This window comes from Kitasatospora sp. NPDC004745 (genome assembly GCF_042873275.1).
Taxonomy (GTDB): Bacteria; Actinomycetota; Actinomycetes; order Streptomycetales; family Streptomycetaceae; genus Kitasatospora.
On record NZ_JBIALK010000002.1, the window covers coordinates 243112 to 259468 of the forward strand.

Consider the following 16357-nt stretch of genomic DNA (forward strand, 5'->3'; position numbering starts at 1 on the left):
GGTGTCCGGCGCCTACACCCTGTACGTCCAGCTACAGGCCTCGTTCCCGCAGTTGACTGCCGGGCTGCGCGGCGGCGCGCAGCAGCTACGGCAGTTCGACGGCCAGCTCGCTGCCACCCGCGGCGAGCTGGAACGCGTCGAGGCGGCCGCTGCCCGCCTCGGTCGGGCCCAGGTCGCCGCCGCAGAGCAGGCCGCCGTCTCCCAGGTCGCGGTCCGGGAGGCCACGGAACGCTCTGCCGTCGCGCAGCAGACCGCGATGGCGGCCGCCGAGCGTGCCGGCCGCGCCCAGGTGGTGGCCGCCCAGGCTGCCGCCAGGGCGGAGGCGGAGCACACGGCGGCGATCGAGGCGAGCACCCGGGCGACCCGCGCCCAGGAAGTCGCCCAGACCATGGCCGCCCGCGCGCAGGCCACCACCGGCGCGGGCGCCGTCGCCGCGCAGCGCACCGCCGAAGCAGCCTCCGCCTCCGCCGCCCGCGCAGCCGAGGCCCAGGCGGTGCAGGCGACCCGGGCCGCCACCGCGCAGGAAGCCGCCGCGCGCGCCGCCGGTCTGGCCGAGCGGACCAGCGCCACCGCCGCCCAGGCCGGGGCCGGGGCCGCGCAGGCCCGAACCGCGCTCGCCTCCACCGAGGAACAGGCCGCGCGGCGGGCCGCGACCGCCGCCGCCGAGGTCAGCCGGGCGCAGACCGAGGCCGCCGCCGCGTCGCAGGCTGCGACCGCCGCCCGGATCTCCGGCTGGGTCACCGGGGGGCTTGCACTCGGCGCGGTGCTGGCCGCCGGCGCAGTCGGGGCAATCCGGTTGGAGAAGGAGATGGCCAACGTCCTGACCATCTCCGAGCAGATCGACGGCCGGAACGTCGCCGCGTTCACGAATGAAATCGTCCGCCTCAGCACTCAACTGCCTCAGACTGCAGGCCAGTTGGCGGAAGGCCTGTACCAGATCGTCAGCACGGGCTTCGACGGTGCCGAGGCCATGAGCATCCTGGAGGTGTCCGCGAAGGGCGCCTCCGCCGGCCTGACCACCACGGAGACCTCGGCGACCGCGCTGCTCGGCGTGCTCAAGGCCTACGGCATGCCCGCCAGCCAGGCCGCATCCGTCATGGACATCATGTTCCAGACGGTCAACAAGGGCGTCATCAGCTTCTCGGAACTGGCCCAGCAGCTGGGCGACGTCGTGCCCATGGCCGCAGCCGCAGGCATCAGCTTCGAGGACATGTCCTCGGCCCTCGCCGCCATCACCCTGAGCGGCATCCCCGCCGCCGAGTCCGCGACCGCCCTCAACATGCTGATGACCCGGCTCATGCGGCCCACGAAGGAACTCGCGCAGCTGTTCCGGGACATGGGCTACGAGTCGTCAGCGTCGGCAGTCGCGCAGGACGGCCTCTACACCGTCATGTCCAAGATCAACGCGGTCACGCACGGGCAGGCCGAGGCGACGGTCACGCTGTTCAAGGACATCAGGGCATCCAGGGCGGCGCTGGCTCTGGCCGCCGCGGACGGGCGCAACTACGCCGACTCCTACGAGGCGATCGCCATCGCCGTGAACCGGGCGGACGCCACGCAGAAGGCGTACGCGCTCCAGATGGACACCGTGTCCGGCCAGTGGGACCTCTTCCGCAACCGCGCCAGCGCGCTGGGCATGGACATCGCCCGCGTTCTCCTGCCAGTCCTCCAGGAACTCGCCCAGGACGCATCGCTCCTGGTGAACACCATCGGCAGCCTCCCACCGGGCGTGAAGGAGGTGATCGGCGTCCTCCTGGCGCTGTCCGCCGTCGCGATGGTCACCCGCGCTGGAGTCGCCCAACTCAGCACGCAGTTCACGGCGTTCCGCACCGCTGTCACCGAGTTCCGGGCCGGCGGGGCTCTCATGCCCGCGATCCTGAGCGGCACCAGCCTGGCCGTCACCGGCCTCACCGGCGTGCTCGCCCTCGGCGTCCTCGGCTACGCCGCCTACTCCGCGTCCAAGCAGAAGGCGGCCGCGGTCACCAACGACCTCACCCAGGCGCTCCGGCAGGAACGAGAGCAGCACGACGTCGGCGCGGGCATGCGCGCGCTGGCCGAGTCCCTCGTCGCCTCGGACGACATGAAGAAGTTCAAGGACGCGGGCCTGGAACTCAGCGACGTCATCGACGGCCTCATCAGCGGCGGCGACAAACTTGCCGCCCTCAACGACAAGATCGACCTCGCCAAGGCCAAGTCCTGGAACCCCGAGGCCGGGGGCTTCGACGTCAGTTTCGACAAGACGAAGAAGATCCTCGCCGACCGCGCCAAGTCGTGGAATGACGCGATCAAGGCAGACGCCGACCGCGCCACCGCGATGGACATCGTCAACGCCAAGGTCAAGGGCACGGTGCAAGCGAACCTGGAGGCGTGGTCGCCGTCGATGGCGCTGCCGGTCGACAAGAACGGCAACCCTAAGTGGACCGACGAGATGAAGAACATGGCCAAGGCCATGGCCTCCATCGTCGAGCCCGCCGACGCCTGGAAGGCCGCACAGGACCGCGTCGCGTCCTCGACCCGCGCCGGCGCACTGCAGCTCGACCTCGCCAAGACCTCCCTGTCCGGCTACATCAAGGCGCTCAAGGACCAGGCCCAGGAACAGAAGGGCTTCCAGGCCGACCTGAACGAGCTCAGCTCCCGCGGGTACGAGCCGCTTGCCCAGCACTTCTCGAAGTTGGGCGACGCCAGCGCCCAGATGGTCCACCAGCTGGTCGGGAACCTGCGCGCGGGAAAGACGGGCGCAGCGGAGGAGTTGGCCGCTCTCACGCAGGTCACCAAGGCCGGGCTCAACGACTACATGGCGGAGATGCGCCGCCAGCTCCAGTCCCAGAGGGACTTCCAGCGGAACTTGAGCGAGCTTGCGGTGCAGGGGCGGCTGGACCTGGCCGACCACTTCACGAAGCTCGGCATCTCCAGCTCGGGGATGCTCGCTGAGCTGGTCGGCCAGCTCAAGGGCGGGCAGACGCAGGTCGCCGATGAGTTGGAGAAGATCGTCTCCGAGGGCACCGCCCGCTCGACCAACGCCTACCGGGCTGGCCTGGAGCAGGTCCCGCAGATCGCTGCGAAGTACGGCCAGGACACGGCGAGGGCCTGGGCGTCGGCCGCCGAAACCGACGACATCGCCGCGTTCGGCCGACTCATGCAGCAGATGGCCGTCACCGACATGTCCAAGGCGGCGAAGGCTGGCGCGGAGGCCTCCGGTAAGGAGCTGTCGTCCGGCCTCGACCTGGTCACACAGATCGCCCAGGCCAAGGGCCTCGACAGCGCGAAGGCGTTCTCCGCCGCGCTGCTTGCCGGCGACATCAACGCGGCGATGGACATCATCAAGAGCATCTGGGGCACCAAGCAGCCCATCGACGCCCCGGACCTGAGCGCCGTGATCAGCGCGTTCAAGAACGCGGGCGGCGCCGCGAACGCCGAGTGGTCGGCGATGCTCACGCTGATCGCGCAGGTCAGCCAGACCAAGGGCGCCGCCGCTGCACAGGCTCTGACCAAGGCGCTGCTGTCCGGTGACATGGCGGCCGTCGAGGCCCAGCTGAACAGCATCGGCGTATCGGTGAAGAACATCCCCGGGTCGAAGACGATCAACGTATCCGTCAACGCGCCGTCCCGCATCGACGTCCCGGTGATTCTCACCCCGCAGGGACAGCAGAACTTCAACAGCGGTGCCTGGGACTCGCCCTTCGCGGCCCGCAAGGCTGACGGCGGGGTGCTCGAGTTCTACGCCAACGGCGGCATCCGGGGTGGCCGCCTGCGGGCACCCGGCGGTCCTGAGACCCACATCGCGGAGATCGTCCCCGCCGGCACCTGGAGGGTCTTCGGCGAGCCGGAGACTTTGGGTGAGAGCTACATCCCGCTGGCCCCGGCCAAGCGCGCCCGCTCCAAACTGATCCTGGAGGAGACTGCGCGGCGCTTCGGCGGGACCGTGCTGTACGGCGATGCGGGACGGCTGCACCTCGCCGATGGCGGGATCTTCGCCACCGGCCGCAGCACGGCACCGGCCCGGCCAGCTGTCGCGAAGCTCGTCCCTGCCCACGGCAGCGGCGCCACGACGGTGATCGTCCGGGATGCCGCAGCCCCGGCGCCGCTGGTCGGCTCGATGCCGATCACCGTCACCGGCAGCAGTGTGACGGGCGAGCAGGTCGCCGACGCCGTGATGCGCCGCCTTCGCCACATCCAGCGGGGAGGGCGTGCCTGATGGCCACCGACACCACCCTGCTGGCCGACTGGCAGATCGACCTCGGCGGCGTCCTGATCGGGCACGGCACCAAGGTGCTCATCGACGACATCGAGGGCATCGGCACCCCGGACAAGCGCACCGGGGACCGGCCGATCCCCGGCGAGGACGGCAACTACCCCGGCCGGGACACCCTCGCTCCGCGCACCCTGCGCATCACGGCGGGCATCCGCACCCCAGGGGACCCCGCTGCGGCTTTCGACCAGCTCGCCGTCCTGGAGCGGGCCGCGGACACGCAGGTGCGCCTCACCCCGGGCGCCGCCGACGCGCTGCGCATCCGCAGGCCGGGCCAGCCGGTGCGCCGCCAGTACGGGCGGCTGCTCAGCGTCCAGGCTGCCAGCCTCGCCCGTGCCGTCCACGGGTGGATCCCGGTCCACATCACCTACCTGGGTCTGGACCCGGTGTGGTACGCCGACACCCCGTCCGGCCTGAACCTGGGACTGGACGTATCGGCCCAGCGCGGCCAGGGCTTCACGGCCCCGCTGCGCGCGCCGATGACCACCGGCACCGCCGACCCGAAGTCCCGGCCCGGCTGGGCCGTCAACACCGGCAACCGGCCGACCTGGCCGACGGTGCGCATCACCGGGCCCGTCGTCAACCCGCGTGTGTGGATCGAAGGCAGTCCCGCCGTCCTGGACTTCGCCGTCGTCCTCAGCGACGGCGAGACCCTCGACGTCGAGACCCGGCCCGGCAGGCGCACCGTGATTCGCAACGGCCAGGGCTCGGCTGCCGGCACCCTCACCCGCGCGAGCCGCCTCGACCAGTTCTGCGTCCCTTCAGGCCGCTCCGAAGTCCGGTGGACAGCGCAGGACGCCACCGGCACCTCCCGCCTCGCCCTCACCTGGCGCGACGCCTCCTCCTCCCTCTGACCCTGCCCGACCGCACGCAAGGAAGCCCGACACGATGACGCTCATCCAGCCGCCCCTGATGGTCACCGGCGGCACTCACCCCGCCCGCGCCCTGCGCATGATGGTGCGGGACCTCTCCCGCGGCTCCCAGGGGGTCACCGAAGGCGGAGACCTGAAGGTCCGCTCCACGACCACGCCAGGCCCCGGCGTGCGGGTCGGCAACGGGTCCGCGATCATCCGCGGCGCGACCTGGGGCCAGGGCTCCTACACCCAGTACAACTCCGGCGACCACCTGGTGCCGATCGCGCCGACCGGCGCCGTCGGCCGGACCGACTTCGTGTGCCTGCGCGTCGAGGACCCCGAGTACGAAGGCTCCCGCAACCCGGCGACGGAGGACATCGGGTACGTCCACGTCATCCCCGGCGTCCCGGCGAACCAGAGCGCGCCGCCGCCCGGCATGACCGCGATCCCACTCGCCCGCGTCACGCTGCCGCCGAACTGCCAGACGGTCACCGACGCGATGATCACCGACCTGCGTCAGGTCGCCAACCCCCGGCGAGAGCGCCGCATCCGCACCATCGGCGGCTTCGGGTACGCGCCGATCGAAGGCCAGGTCGGCGCGTGGCAGGACAACTGGCCGTCCGGCGCGAAGGTCACCTTCGACGTGCCCAGCTGGGCCACCCAGGCGTCCGTCGTCACCAGCCTTCACGGCCTGCGCATCTCCGGCTCGATCTTCGCCGGGTTCCGGCAGGTCATCGCCGGGGCCATCGGCAATGAGGCGCAGATGGACACCGACTCCGTGTCCGGCTGGTCCCGTGCCGACATCAGCATGGTCGACACCTTCTGGTGGACGTCGGAGCAGCGCGGCACCACCCAGACCCTCGCCGTGCAGGCCGCCTGGTACGCCCCGCCGAACGGCAGCATCGACGTCAACGGCAACACCACCATGCACACGGACGTCGACTTCGTCGAGGGCGTCTACTGATGCCCGTCTACCGGTACTTCACCACCGACGCCCTCACCGGCGAGGTCCTGGCCCACGACCTGCCGCTGTCCGGCGTCTCCTACGGCCCCGAACGCAACGGGCCCGGCCAGCTGCGCGGAGTCCTCGAACCACGGCTCGCGCACCTCGCGCCCAGCCAGGCCGAAGCCGGCACGGTGCTGCTGTGGGCCGAGCGCGACCAGCGCCTCATGTGGGGCGGCCTGATCTGGCACTCCAAACCCGAAGGCGATCAACTCATCATCGAGGCCGCGGGGTTCGGCTCCTACCCCACGCGGCGGTTCGACCTGCACGGCAACCTCGGCGGCCGCGGCCCCTACCCCGGCGTCGACCCCTGCACGGTGATCGCCGACGCATGGGCGTACCTGCAAGAGCAGCCCGACGGCGACCTCGGCGTGCACGTCGACCTGCCACCCGGCGGCTGCCCGGCCCGCCTCGGCACCGCCGAACACCCCTACACCACCAAGGAGTGGGAAGCGCCCCCGCTCGCGGGGGTGATCCGGGACGCCACCGCGCTGGACGGCGGCCCAGAGTGGACCGAGCGCGTCGCCTGGGAGGGCGAGCAGCCGGGCCGGCGCATCGTCGTCGCCTGGCCGCGCCTGGGCACCCGCCGCGACGACCTCTACTTCGCCTCCGGCGTCAACATCGCGGAACCGACGCCGGTCACCAGCAGCGCCGACGACTACGCGCAGGTCGTCATCGCCCTCGGCGCCGGTGACGGCTCCGCGAAGGTACGCGCCGTCGACGCCGTCCGGGACGGCCGGCTGCGCCTCGAACACGTTCTGGACCGGCCCTCGGTCACCGACCCCGCTGCCCTGACCCAGATCGCCCGCACCGAGCGAGCCCGCCGCCAACAGCCCGCCACCGTCGACGAGATCACCGTCGTCGACCACCCGGCGGCGCCGATCGGCTCCTGGTCCGTGGGCGACGACGTCCGCGTCTCCATCCACGACCAGTGGGCCGACTTCGACGCGTGGTGCCGCATCACCGCCTGGACGCTGCACCCCGCCGAAGGCGACAAGCCCGAAGCCGCCACGCTGCGCCTCGACCGCCCCTACACCACCGGAGCCTGAACATGCCCAACCCGCTCGACGAACTCGCCGCCCGCATCGCCGCCCTGGAAGTGGCGCTGCCCGAACTCTCCCGCGCCTCCCGGCTCTCCCACAGCAGCATCGACGACGGCGCGCTGACCGTCACCGCTGCCGGACGTCTGCGCGCCATCATCGGGCAGCAGCCCGACGGCACCACCGCGATCACCGCCGTCAACGGGCCCGTCCCGCCCGTCCCCACCGCGCCGACCGCCACACCGACCCTCGGCGGCGTCCGCGTCACCTGGGACGGAACGTTCGCCGTCGGCGCGCCGAGCCCCCTCGACCTTGCCCGCGTCGAGGTGCACGCCTCGACCACCAGCGGCTTCGTCCCGTCGCCCGCCACCCTGGTCACCACCATCGACACCCCTCAAGGCGGCATCGTCACCGTCCCCACCAGCGTCCCGGTGTGGGTCACCCTGGCGGCGCGGACCACCTCCGGGAAGGCGTCCGGCCCGTCCGCGGCGGTGACCTCCGGGCCCGCACCCGTCGTGGCGCAGCAGGTGCTCGCCGGGATCGTCGGTGAACTCCAGCTCGCCGCCAGCGCCGTGACCGCCGCGAAGATCGCTGCGGCCGCCATCGACGGCCGCGCCATCGCTGACGCCGCCGTGACCGCCACCAAGATCGGCCAGGCCGCCGTCACCGCCGGAAAGATCGCCCAGGACGCGGTCACCACCGGTACGGTCGCCGTCGACGCCATCACCGCGCGGGAGATCGCCGCCGGATCCATCACCGCCGCCGAGCTCGCCGCCGGTTCGGTCACCACCGCTGCCTTGACGGCGGGCGCCGTGACCGCCGGGCAGCTCGCCGCCGGTGCCGTGACCACCGAGAAGCTGGCGGCGGGGGCCGTTGCCGCGGGCAAGCTGGCGGCGGACTCGGTGACAGCTGGCACGATCGCGGCGGGAACCGTCACAGGCCGGGAGATCAAGGCGCAGGCCATCACCGCCGACAAGATCGCCGTCAACTCGATCACAGCCACGCAGCTTGCCGCCGGTGCCGTCACCGCCACGGCCCTGAGCGCCGGTGCGATCGACGGCATGGAGATCACCGGGACCACCGTCCAGACCGCTCGCACCGGAGCCCGAGTCAAGATCAGCCCCGCCCCGGCGCTCTTCGGAAACCGGCCAACAGTCCTGATGTACGCCGGACTTGGAAACGAGACCGAGCCTGGTGGGCTCATCCTCAACACCCTCGGCAGCCTGGTCATCAAGCCGCCGAAGTTCGGCTCGGGCACGCCGTCTTCGCTCACGATCGGCTCGGCCTCCGACCAGAACGACATCTCGTTGCGCACGCCTCGGATGTCCGTGCTCCTGTCCGAGCTGTTCGACGGGGTCAGCATCAACGTGGCCTCGGTGGATGGAAGCCGGAGCCAGAGCTACGACTTCGGCGACCGAGAGCTGTCGGTGGGGGAGTGGCAGGACCTGGTGTTCGCCGACGGCGTCCGGAACTTCGGATGGCGGCCCGTGCAGTACCGGCGGATGCCGGACGGCACCTGTGTCCTGCGAGGCTTGGCGATCATCCCGGGAGGCTTCCCGAACGGCGGTCTGATCGGCACAATCGCCGACGCGGCGTGCCGGCCCAGCGTCATCGAGGTGTTTCGCGCCGACAACGAGTCCACAGCGCGGGCGAACATCTTCGTCAACCCCGACGGCCGCATCCAGATCAAGAACGCAACGGGCGCGCTTGGGGGCTGGATCAGCTTCGGGCACACCCGCTGGTTCACCGACTGATGCCCGCAATCCCGCGGCGCCCGGCGACATGGCAGTTCAGGTCGGAACCCGTACGATGGACAGCGGCGCGGGGGCGCCACGTTGGAGCATGCCGTGAGTACCCCGCCGACTTCCGAGCCCACCCTGTGGGAGCTTCAACGCGCGCTCCTCCAGATGCGCGAGGACCAGCGCGACGGCATCGCCGGACTCCGGGACGACCTGCGAGCCGACCTCCAGGTCCTGGCAGGCCGGATCGAGCAGGCCGTGACCAAGGACGTCTACCTCGCCGACCAGAGGCTCACGGACCAGCGGCTCGCCGTGCTGGAGCGCGATCTCGCCGCTGAGGTCCGCGCCAGGGAGGTGGCAGAGGCCGAGGCAGTGACCGCCCGGCGGTGGCTGATCGGCGCGTTCGTCGCCCCGATCGTCGTAGCGGCACTCCAGCTGTGGCTGATGTCCAAGGGCAACAGCCCGTAGGCGGCACGCTCAACAGCTCGACACCAAGCAGGCGCGGGGGAGAAGCAGGAACGCGCATGCAGCTCGTGACCCGGGACCAGCTCGGCTGGCCCGCGTCCGCCGCGCCCGACCAGGCATCGACCCAGGGCGTGAAGATCCACTACGAGGGGACCTGGGTGGACCCGGCTCTCCTCACCGACCATGACCGGTGCGTCCGCGAGGTCAAGGCGATCAGGAACAGCCACCTCGCCAACAAGGCCGAGGGCTACTCGGACATCGCCTACAACTACCTCGCCTGCCCTCACGGCGTGCTGTTCGAGGGCCGCGGCCTGGGCAAGCGGACTGGCGCCAACGGCTCCCAGCCGCTGAACCGCGCGCACTACGCCGTCTGCGCCCTGGTCGGCAGCGAAGGCCTGACCGAGCCGAACGACGCTCTGCTCGGCGCCCTGCGCGACGGCATCGACCTGCTCCAGGCCCACGGCGCGGGATCCGAGGTACGGGGCCACCGGGACGGCTACGCGACCTCCTGCCCCGGGGATGCCCTGTACCGCTGGGTGCAGGCCGGTGCGCCCCGGCCCGGCGGCGGCACGAGTACGCCGCCCGAGCCGCCCGCGGACCAGCCTGCCCGCTACCAGGTCACCATCGACGGCCGCACCTACGGCTTCGGCACCTATGGCGACCAGGTCACCGAGGTCGGTGAGGCCCTGGTGGCCAGCGGGTTCGGCAGCCACTACGAGTCCGGTCCGGGGCCGCGCTGGACCGACGCGGACACCCTTAACTACGCCGACTACCAGCGCAGTCTGGGCCTGAGCGGGTCGGCGGCCGACGGCGTCCCGGGGCCGGACTCGCTGCACCGTCTGCTCGGCGGCCTGCCGGGTGAGCAGCCGCCGTTTCCCGGCGTCGACTACTTCCGGCCCGGACAGTCCAACGATTACGTCCGCCAGCTTGGCGAGCGCCTGGTCGCCAAGGGCTTCGGCGGCGCCTACTCGGTCGGCCCCGGTCCGACCTGGGGCGAGGCGGACCGCCGCAACTGCGCCGCCTTCCAGCGCGCGCAGGGCTGGAGCGGCAGCAGCGCCGACGGCTACCCCGGCCCCGAGACGTGGAAGCGCCTGTGGTCGTGACCAACCCCCCTACCTCTGAAAGGAGTTCTGTGAACCTGTACGTGTCCGCGATCCGCACCGGCGTGCCCGCGCTGGTTGGCTGGCTGATCGCGCTCGCCTCGTCGTGGGGCCTGGATATCGACGCGGGCGCGCTGTCCGGCGTGCTGACGCCGATCGCGGTATTCGTCTACTACGCCGTGTTCCGGGCGGCCGAGCACTACATCTCCCCGCGGTGGGGCTGGCTCCTCGGCTACGCCCGGCCGCCGGCGTACGCCCCGGCGAAGGCACCGCTTCCCTCGTAGCCGAGACTTGGCGATCGCCGGACCGACCGGGCGAGGGCTGTGCCGCCCGAGAGTAGCCCGCCCTTGATGGGCCGAAACGGGTGTCGGGCGCAGCCCGGGTACGGGAAAGGCCCCCCACCTTGGTGGGGGGCCTGACCTCTTGGAGACCACCAGGCTATCAGGACGTCGCCGTAGCGCCCAGACTTTCCCCTCGCGCATAGAATCAAGCCGTAATCAGGCAGGTCGATGGGAAGGCGCACGACGTGATGAAGCCGCTTCTGGCGGGCAAGACCGAGTTCGGGATGGCCTACGACACGACTGCGGTGCGGGTGTCGGAGTGGATCACCCGCGCGAACCTCGACTACAGCCGTGCGCTCATCGTCTCGGGCTCTCCCTACTGGCTGCTCAGCTTCGTACGGGGCTACGGCGAGACCACCACGCGTAGGAGGGTCCTCAATGAGGGTGCCCTCCAGGCCATTGCCGACGCGCAGCAGCCGGCGTCGTGGGCCTCCGACATCACCGCCGTGCCGCCGATCGTCGGGCAGCAGGAGGTCATGGCCCTGTTCGGCCTGGAGCACGGCACACTCGTGCAGCAGGCTCAGGCGCGGGGCACGTTCCCGGCCGGTGACTGGCACCTGTCGGGCTCGCACCTGTGGCTGCTGTCCACGGTGCTCGACGCCGCCGAGCTGATGGCCGCGGACCTGACCGCCAGGCCGTGGGCGCCGGCCGACGCCGCCCGGGCCAGGCACAAGTCGTTGGACCGTGCCTGGCAGGCCGATGCCGGGGTCGTGGAGGCGCTGCGGAGCCGGACCTACGACGGCCCCGGCTCGAAGATCCTGCCCCGCGGGCGCGCTGCCAAGAAGATCACCGAAGAGTAACGGTCGGTGGACGCCCCGCAATGATGCGTGTAGAATAAAGGCATAAGGCGGGAGCGTCCCGCCGAATGGAGAGTCGTGCCAACTGCCCGCTGCCGAGCGGGCCGAGGCGAACGCGACCTGCCGCCCCGCCCTCGCGGAAGCCCTCCCGGGCGTCCGCGAGGGCGGGGGTGGCGGGTCGAGTCGCACCCGGCCGCCGGGATTCGTCTTGATCGAAAGCGCACCCTGAGGCAAAGATAGGGGGTAACTTAACGGTAGGTTGCTGCCTTATGAGGGGGATGGTCATGTTCGGAGCTGCCCAGCCACACCTGCCGGGGTTCGAGGACATCGAGCAACTGGTCTACCCAGACCACGAGCCGAACGCCTCGATCCAGGCCCGCTTCGAGGCATTCCACCAGCTCAACCCCTGGGTGCTGCGCGAACTGGAACGCCGGACCGCCGACTGCGTCGACAACGGCTGGACGCGCATCAGCATCGGGATGCTCTGGGAGCTCCTGCGCTACCGCTACGGCCAGGCCACCCGTGGCGAAGACGAGTTCCGCCTCAACAACAACTGGCGCAGCCGCTACGTGCGGCTGCTCCTCGAGCGGCACCCCGAGTGGGAGCCGCTGTTCGAAACGCGCGCCCTGCGCGCAGCCTGACACCGACACGACCTCTTGGAGAGAGACCCCGTGCCACCCAAGATCAAAAGCAGGAAGCCCACCGGCGTCGTCCCATGGCCGCTCGTCCTCATCGAAGGTGAGGAGGGCGCGGGCAAGACGTACGGAGCCGCCGTGTTCAGCAGCTCCGAGAAGATCGGCCAGATGTACTGGATCGACCTGGACGAAGGATCCGCAGACGAGTACGCGGCCCTGCCCGGCGCCCGGTACCTGATCATCGAGCACGACGGCACCTACAGGGACATCTACGAGCAGATCGAGGCCGTCTTCCACGAGGCTCGGCGGGCCGCGCTCGCGAAGGAGCCGCCGGTCGTCCTGACGATCGACTCGGTCAGCGCCCTGTGGCGCATGCTCACCGCCTGGACGCACGAGCGGGCCCGCAGGACCAGGAAGAACGAGAAGATCCTGGCCGAGGACCCGGACGCCGCCATCGACATCCCCATGAACCTGTGGAACGACGCGGTCGAACGCTGGAGCGCGGTCCTGTACCTCTTGAAGACCTTCCCCGGCATCGTCGTCATCCTCGCCCGCGGCAAGCAGGTCAGCTCCGTCGACGAGAACGGCACCCCGATCACCGGCCGCAAGGAGTGGAAGGTCGCCGGGCACAAAGAGCTGGTGTTCGATGCCACGGCATGCGTGCGCATGCGCCGGGGCGAGGAGCCGGAGTTGGTAAAGGTCCGCTCGCTGCGGATGCAGGTCAATCCCCGCCGGCCGCTCCAGATACCCGACTTCACGATCGAGAACCTCGTGTTCGAGCGGATGGGCTGTTCGATCGAGTCTCAGCCCCGGGACATGCCCGAGCTGGCCGCCGACCGCACGCGGCCGTGGCTGGCCAAAGTCGAGGCCGCGAAGGAGAAGGAGGTCCTCCAGGACCTCTGGCGGCAGGCCCACCCCGAGAAGTCCGGGCTGACCGAGCAGGAGGCGCACACGGTGGGCGCCGCGATCCGGCGCCGCGTCGCCAAACTCGCAGAACCCGAACGGGGTCTGGAGGACCAGCCCCTGAGCGACGTCGACAAGCTGCGCGCCGCCGCCCGGGCCGCCGCCGCGGAAGCGGAGTCCACCGACGCCGAGCTCGCCGACGCCTGACCGGGCCCAACTGCAGCAGACCTCTTGGAGAAGAGAACCCATGTCCGTCACCACCCTCACCGGCGTGCCGTCCATCTGGACCGCCGCCGACGCCGCCGACCAACGCCGGCCCCGCTCCCAGCAGACCCAGATCGGCGCCAGCGACACCGTCTGCGAACGCCGCTGCGCGTACAAGTACCACGGTCACCCGCCTACCGACCACGTCGTCAGCCCGGCCGCGATCCTCGGCACCTACACGCACGCCGGGCTGACCGCCGCCGCGAAGCAGGAGTTCAACTGGCTCGTCGAGCGCAAGGTCGCCGACGCCCAGGTGCGCGGCAGCATCGACATCGTCCAACTCGACGCCGCGACGGCCCGCAAGCTCCCCTCCCGGCTGCGCCCGCTGATCCCGGCCGAGGCCGTCACCGTGGAGGACATCAAGACCAAGTCGACGTGGCTCTGGGACAACGTCCTGCGCTACGGCGCCACCGACGCCGAGCTGCGCCAAGTCCACCTATACGCCGACCTGCTGCGCGCCGCCGGATTTGAGGACCGCAAGGGTCAGCAGGTCATCGCCCGCCTCGGGCCCGTGCCGGTCGAGCGGATCCGCCTGCGGTTCATCAACCGCGACAGCGGCGCCGAGTTCGTCCAGGAGATCGACTACGACCCGGCGCGCGCCGCCGAGGCCCGCTGGTGGCTCGACCGCGTCGCCGAGACCGCCTGCCCGGACGAGGCCCGAAGGGACTTCAACGGCCCCGGCCTGGACGCGGTCTGCGACTTCTGTCCCTTCGCCACCGCCTGCTGGGGCATTCCTGCACCCGGGCGACCCGTGCAGACCACCCTGATCCGCAGCGACGCCGACGTCGAGAAGGCCCTCGCCGACTACGTCACCGCCCAGAAGCAGTGGTCGGAGGCCGATCGCATCAAGAAGCTGGTGCGGAAGATGGTCGACGCCTCCCCGGAAGCCCGGTACGGGCCGAACGTCCTCAAGTGGGGCGGAGAGAACCCGGTGGAGGAGCCCGACCTCGCGAAGATGATCGAGCTGTTCGACATCGCCGAGCTGGTGGTCCCGCTCAAGGCGGACCAGGACCAGATGGTCAAGCTCCTCAAGGACGCCGGCCTCCCGGTGCCGATGCGCCCGAGCAGGCGGAAGACCGCGCGGACCATCCGGATCGTCCCCTACCGCGAGTAGCCCGCGCCGCACGAGAGGAAACGTTCCAGCACCGTAGAGGGGATCCACCCGCGTGTCCATCCAACTGATGATCGTCGCCGCCTACCTGGGGCCCGACGTCGTCACCCAGGGGCAGAAGCTCGCGTTGATGAAGCTGTGCGACAGCGCCGACGACGAGACGCGCCTGTCCCGTCCCGGCATGGTCCGCCTGCGGGCCTTCGTCGGGGTGGGCAGGGCCCGGGCTACGACCATCGTCACCGAGCTGGTGGAGAAGGGGTTGGTGGAGCGGGTCGAGGTGGGACGCCCGGGGCGGGCCGCGCAGTACCGCGTTTTCCCGGGCGGCTCGCCGGGGATCCCGAGCACCGAGGAGCTGCGGGCCCGCCATGCGGCGGCGGATGCGGCGCCGAAGAACTCGGCGAAGGCGCGGGCGAGCGTGCCCCGTGCCCGCCCGTCCCAGCCGGCCAGGACGGCCGCCGACGTCGCCGACCGCAAGGCGCGCGCGAAGGCGTCCGAGGCAGACGGGTTCCACGGGCGGAACCCAGAGGCGGGCCCGGGACAGGTTCCACCGGTGCAACCCGCTGGTTCCACCGGTGGAACCCAGCAGGTTCCGCCCGTGGAACCCTGTCCTTCCTCTGTTCTTCCTGACTCCTTCCTTCACCCCCCTACCCCCGCGGCTGGCGCCGCAGGGGAGACCCGCGCCGAGGATCCAGGCAAGGAACCGGCGGCACCGGAGAGCGACTGCCCCAGCCACCGGAAGCCGGCGGCGAACTGCCGGGCCTGCGGGACGAGCCCGAGGGCGCAGCGCGCCCGGCGGGATGCGGCCCGCAGGAAGGCCGACCAGTCGGAGGCCGAGCAGTTCCACCGGGAGCTGCGGGCGGAAGCGGGGGAGCGCCGCCGCAAGGCGGAGCAGGGGGTGGACGCGATCAGCAAGGCGCAGGAGGCTGCGAAGGCGGCGGTGCGCCAGAGCCAGGAGAAGCGGAAGCGCATGGGCGGGCCGGTAACGAGTCGATGACGGATTGCCCTGTACTTGATCACCCCCAGTAATGCGCGTAAAATTAAGATATAAGCCGGAGGGGTGGCCCAGGGGTCGCCCACCCCGGGCCGCACCTCTCGCCCCAGAGATAGGCGGGAACTCAACCAGATGATGCACACCATAAACCTCTTGGAGACGTCGATGAAGCTCGCCCCTCTGCCCGACCACAACCTCGTCACCGACCCGGCATGGAAGGACGCATTTCACGCGTACCACCACGTCATCGCACCGCTGCGCCGTCGCGGGCTGATCACCGACATGGAGATGTGCGGCGGCGAGAAGCTCATCACCGCCGAGCTGCCCGACCGCACCGTCCTGATGGTCGGCACCGACACGGCCCTGCCGACCGACCCGCTCGACGTCAAGGGCTGGAACGTCAGCCGCCACTCCGACGACAACCCCACGATCGCCGACATCGTCTACGACTCCACCCTCACCGGCGCCGACTGGGCGCAGCGCCAACTGCTCTCCCCTCTCTTCGCCGCAATCGACGCCTACCTCGGCGCCCGCGACCTCCTGCCCCGGCAGCGGGTGACCCAGCCGATCGCTGTCCTGCGCAGCCAGGTCACCAACACCGAAGGAGTCGTCCTCTACCCGGCCGACCGGTACTTCATCGACCGCCGGCTCGCCGTCGGCGCCTACACCCAGGCGCACGACATGCTCGCGGAGAACGGCTGGGCCCGCATCTACGCCCACCCGAGCAGGCAGTGGCCGACCAGCACCTGGCTGCGCGCCGACATGATGCTCCGACTCGGCGTCGCCGAAAGCGAGTTCACCACCTCGGACCGGGGCCACGTCCGTGGCTGAGCGGTCCTGCTGCCACTGCGTCATCGCGCACCCC

The 16357-nt window shown here is 70.9% G+C and carries 14 protein-coding genes; all 14 read left to right on the forward strand.

What is annotated here, in order from left to right; genetic code table 11:
• Window position 1 precedes the first annotated feature (1 nt).
• The 14 genes from ACFYUY_RS04625 (at window position 2) to ACFYUY_RS04690 (ending at window position 16323) form a co-directional block, all read left to right on the forward strand.
• Window positions 2-4195, forward strand: coding sequence for a phage tail tape measure protein (locus ACFYUY_RS04625; RefSeq protein WP_387897880.1), 4194 nt, complete (start codon window positions 2-4; stop codon window positions 4193-4195).
• The gene (locus tag ACFYUY_RS04630) at window positions 4195-5103 is read left to right on the forward strand and encodes a hypothetical protein (protein WP_387897882.1); all 909 of its coding nucleotides are present in this window, start codon (window positions 4195-4197) and stop codon (window positions 5101-5103) included. Before ACFYUY_RS04625 ends, ACFYUY_RS04630 begins: the two co-directional genes overlap by 1 nt.
• A 34-nt stretch (window positions 5104-5137) precedes the next feature.
• A complete protein-coding gene (locus ACFYUY_RS04635) occupies window positions 5138-6067 on the forward strand; it encodes a hypothetical protein (protein ID WP_387897884.1) in 930 nt (309 codons plus the stop codon).
• Complete coding sequence (locus ACFYUY_RS04640; RefSeq protein ID WP_387897886.1) at window positions 6067-7155, forward strand: hypothetical protein; 1089 nt, start codon at window positions 6067-6069, stop codon at window positions 7153-7155. The genes ACFYUY_RS04635 and ACFYUY_RS04640 overlap by 1 nt, the downstream gene beginning before the upstream one ends.
• A gap of 2 nt (window positions 7156-7157) precedes the next feature.
• Window positions 7158-8900, forward strand: coding sequence for a hypothetical protein (locus tag ACFYUY_RS04645; protein WP_387897889.1), 1743 nt, complete (start codon window positions 7158-7160; stop codon window positions 8898-8900).
• A 93-nt stretch (window positions 8901-8993) separates the two neighbouring features.
• Complete coding sequence (locus ACFYUY_RS04650) at window positions 8994-9353, forward strand: hypothetical protein (RefSeq protein ID WP_387897890.1); 360 nt, start codon at window positions 8994-8996, stop codon at window positions 9351-9353.
• A 56-nt stretch (window positions 9354-9409) separates the two neighbouring features.
• On the forward strand, window positions 9410-10453 hold the full coding sequence (locus ACFYUY_RS04655) for a peptidoglycan-binding protein (protein WP_387897892.1): 1044 nt from the start codon (window positions 9410-9412) through the stop codon (window positions 10451-10453).
• A 29-nt stretch (window positions 10454-10482) separates the two neighbouring features.
• A complete protein-coding gene (locus ACFYUY_RS04660; protein ID WP_387897895.1) occupies window positions 10483-10734 on the forward strand; it encodes a hypothetical protein in 252 nt (83 codons plus the stop codon).
• Window positions 10735-10976: 242 nt separating this feature from the next.
• Window positions 10977-11591 carry a hypothetical protein gene (locus ACFYUY_RS04665; protein WP_387897898.1) on the forward strand — a complete coding sequence of 205 codons (615 nt, stop codon included), beginning with the start codon at window positions 10977-10979 and terminating at the stop codon, window positions 11589-11591.
• Between the two features lie 281 nt (window positions 11592-11872).
• A complete protein-coding gene (locus ACFYUY_RS04670) occupies window positions 11873-12229 on the forward strand; it encodes a hypothetical protein (RefSeq protein ID WP_387897901.1) in 357 nt (118 codons plus the stop codon).
• A 30-nt stretch (window positions 12230-12259) separates the two neighbouring features.
• Entirely contained in the window at window positions 12260-13333 is a 1074-nt protein-coding gene (locus tag ACFYUY_RS04675) for an AAA family ATPase (protein ID WP_387897903.1), read from the forward strand.
• 40 nt (window positions 13334-13373) lie between these two features.
• Complete coding sequence (locus ACFYUY_RS04680) at window positions 13374-14504, forward strand: PD-(D/E)XK nuclease family protein (protein WP_387897906.1); 1131 nt, start codon at window positions 13374-13376, stop codon at window positions 14502-14504.
• 52 nt (window positions 14505-14556) lie between these two features.
• Window positions 14557-15495 (forward strand): hypothetical protein, encoded by a 939-nt coding sequence (locus tag ACFYUY_RS04685; RefSeq protein WP_387897909.1) that lies wholly within the window; start codon window positions 14557-14559, stop codon window positions 15493-15495.
• Window positions 15496-15657: 162 nt separating this feature from the next.
• Window positions 15658-16323, forward strand: a complete 666-nt coding sequence (locus tag ACFYUY_RS04690; protein WP_387897912.1) for a hypothetical protein — start codon at window positions 15658-15660, stop codon at window positions 16321-16323.
• Window positions 16324-16357: the final 34 nt, after the last annotated feature.

What these genes read in the sequence shown, in the direction of transcription:
- ACFYUY_RS04630 (WP_387897882.1), top strand. Translation starts at nt 4,195, where the DNA reads ATGGCCACCGACACCACCCTGCTGGCCGACTGGCAGATCGACCTCGGC.
- ACFYUY_RS04635 (WP_387897884.1), top strand. Translation starts at nt 5,138, where the DNA reads ATGACGCTCATCCAGCCGCCCCTGATGGTCACCGGCGGCACTCACCCC.
- ACFYUY_RS04640 (WP_387897886.1), top strand. Translation starts at nt 6,067, where the DNA reads ATGCCCGTCTACCGGTACTTCACCACCGACGCCCTCACCGGCGAGGTC.
- ACFYUY_RS04645 (WP_387897889.1), top strand. Translation starts at nt 7,158, where the DNA reads ATGCCCAACCCGCTCGACGAACTCGCCGCCCGCATCGCCGCCCTGGAA.
- ACFYUY_RS04655 (WP_387897892.1), top strand. Translation starts at nt 9,410, where the DNA reads ATGCAGCTCGTGACCCGGGACCAGCTCGGCTGGCCCGCGTCCGCCGCG.
- ACFYUY_RS04670 (WP_387897901.1), top strand. Translation starts at nt 11,873, where the DNA reads ATGTTCGGAGCTGCCCAGCCACACCTGCCGGGGTTCGAGGACATCGAG.
- ACFYUY_RS04680 (WP_387897906.1), top strand. Translation starts at nt 13,374, where the DNA reads ATGTCCGTCACCACCCTCACCGGCGTGCCGTCCATCTGGACCGCCGCC.
- ACFYUY_RS04690 (WP_387897912.1), top strand. Translation starts at nt 15,658, where the DNA reads ATGAAGCTCGCCCCTCTGCCCGACCACAACCTCGTCACCGACCCGGCA.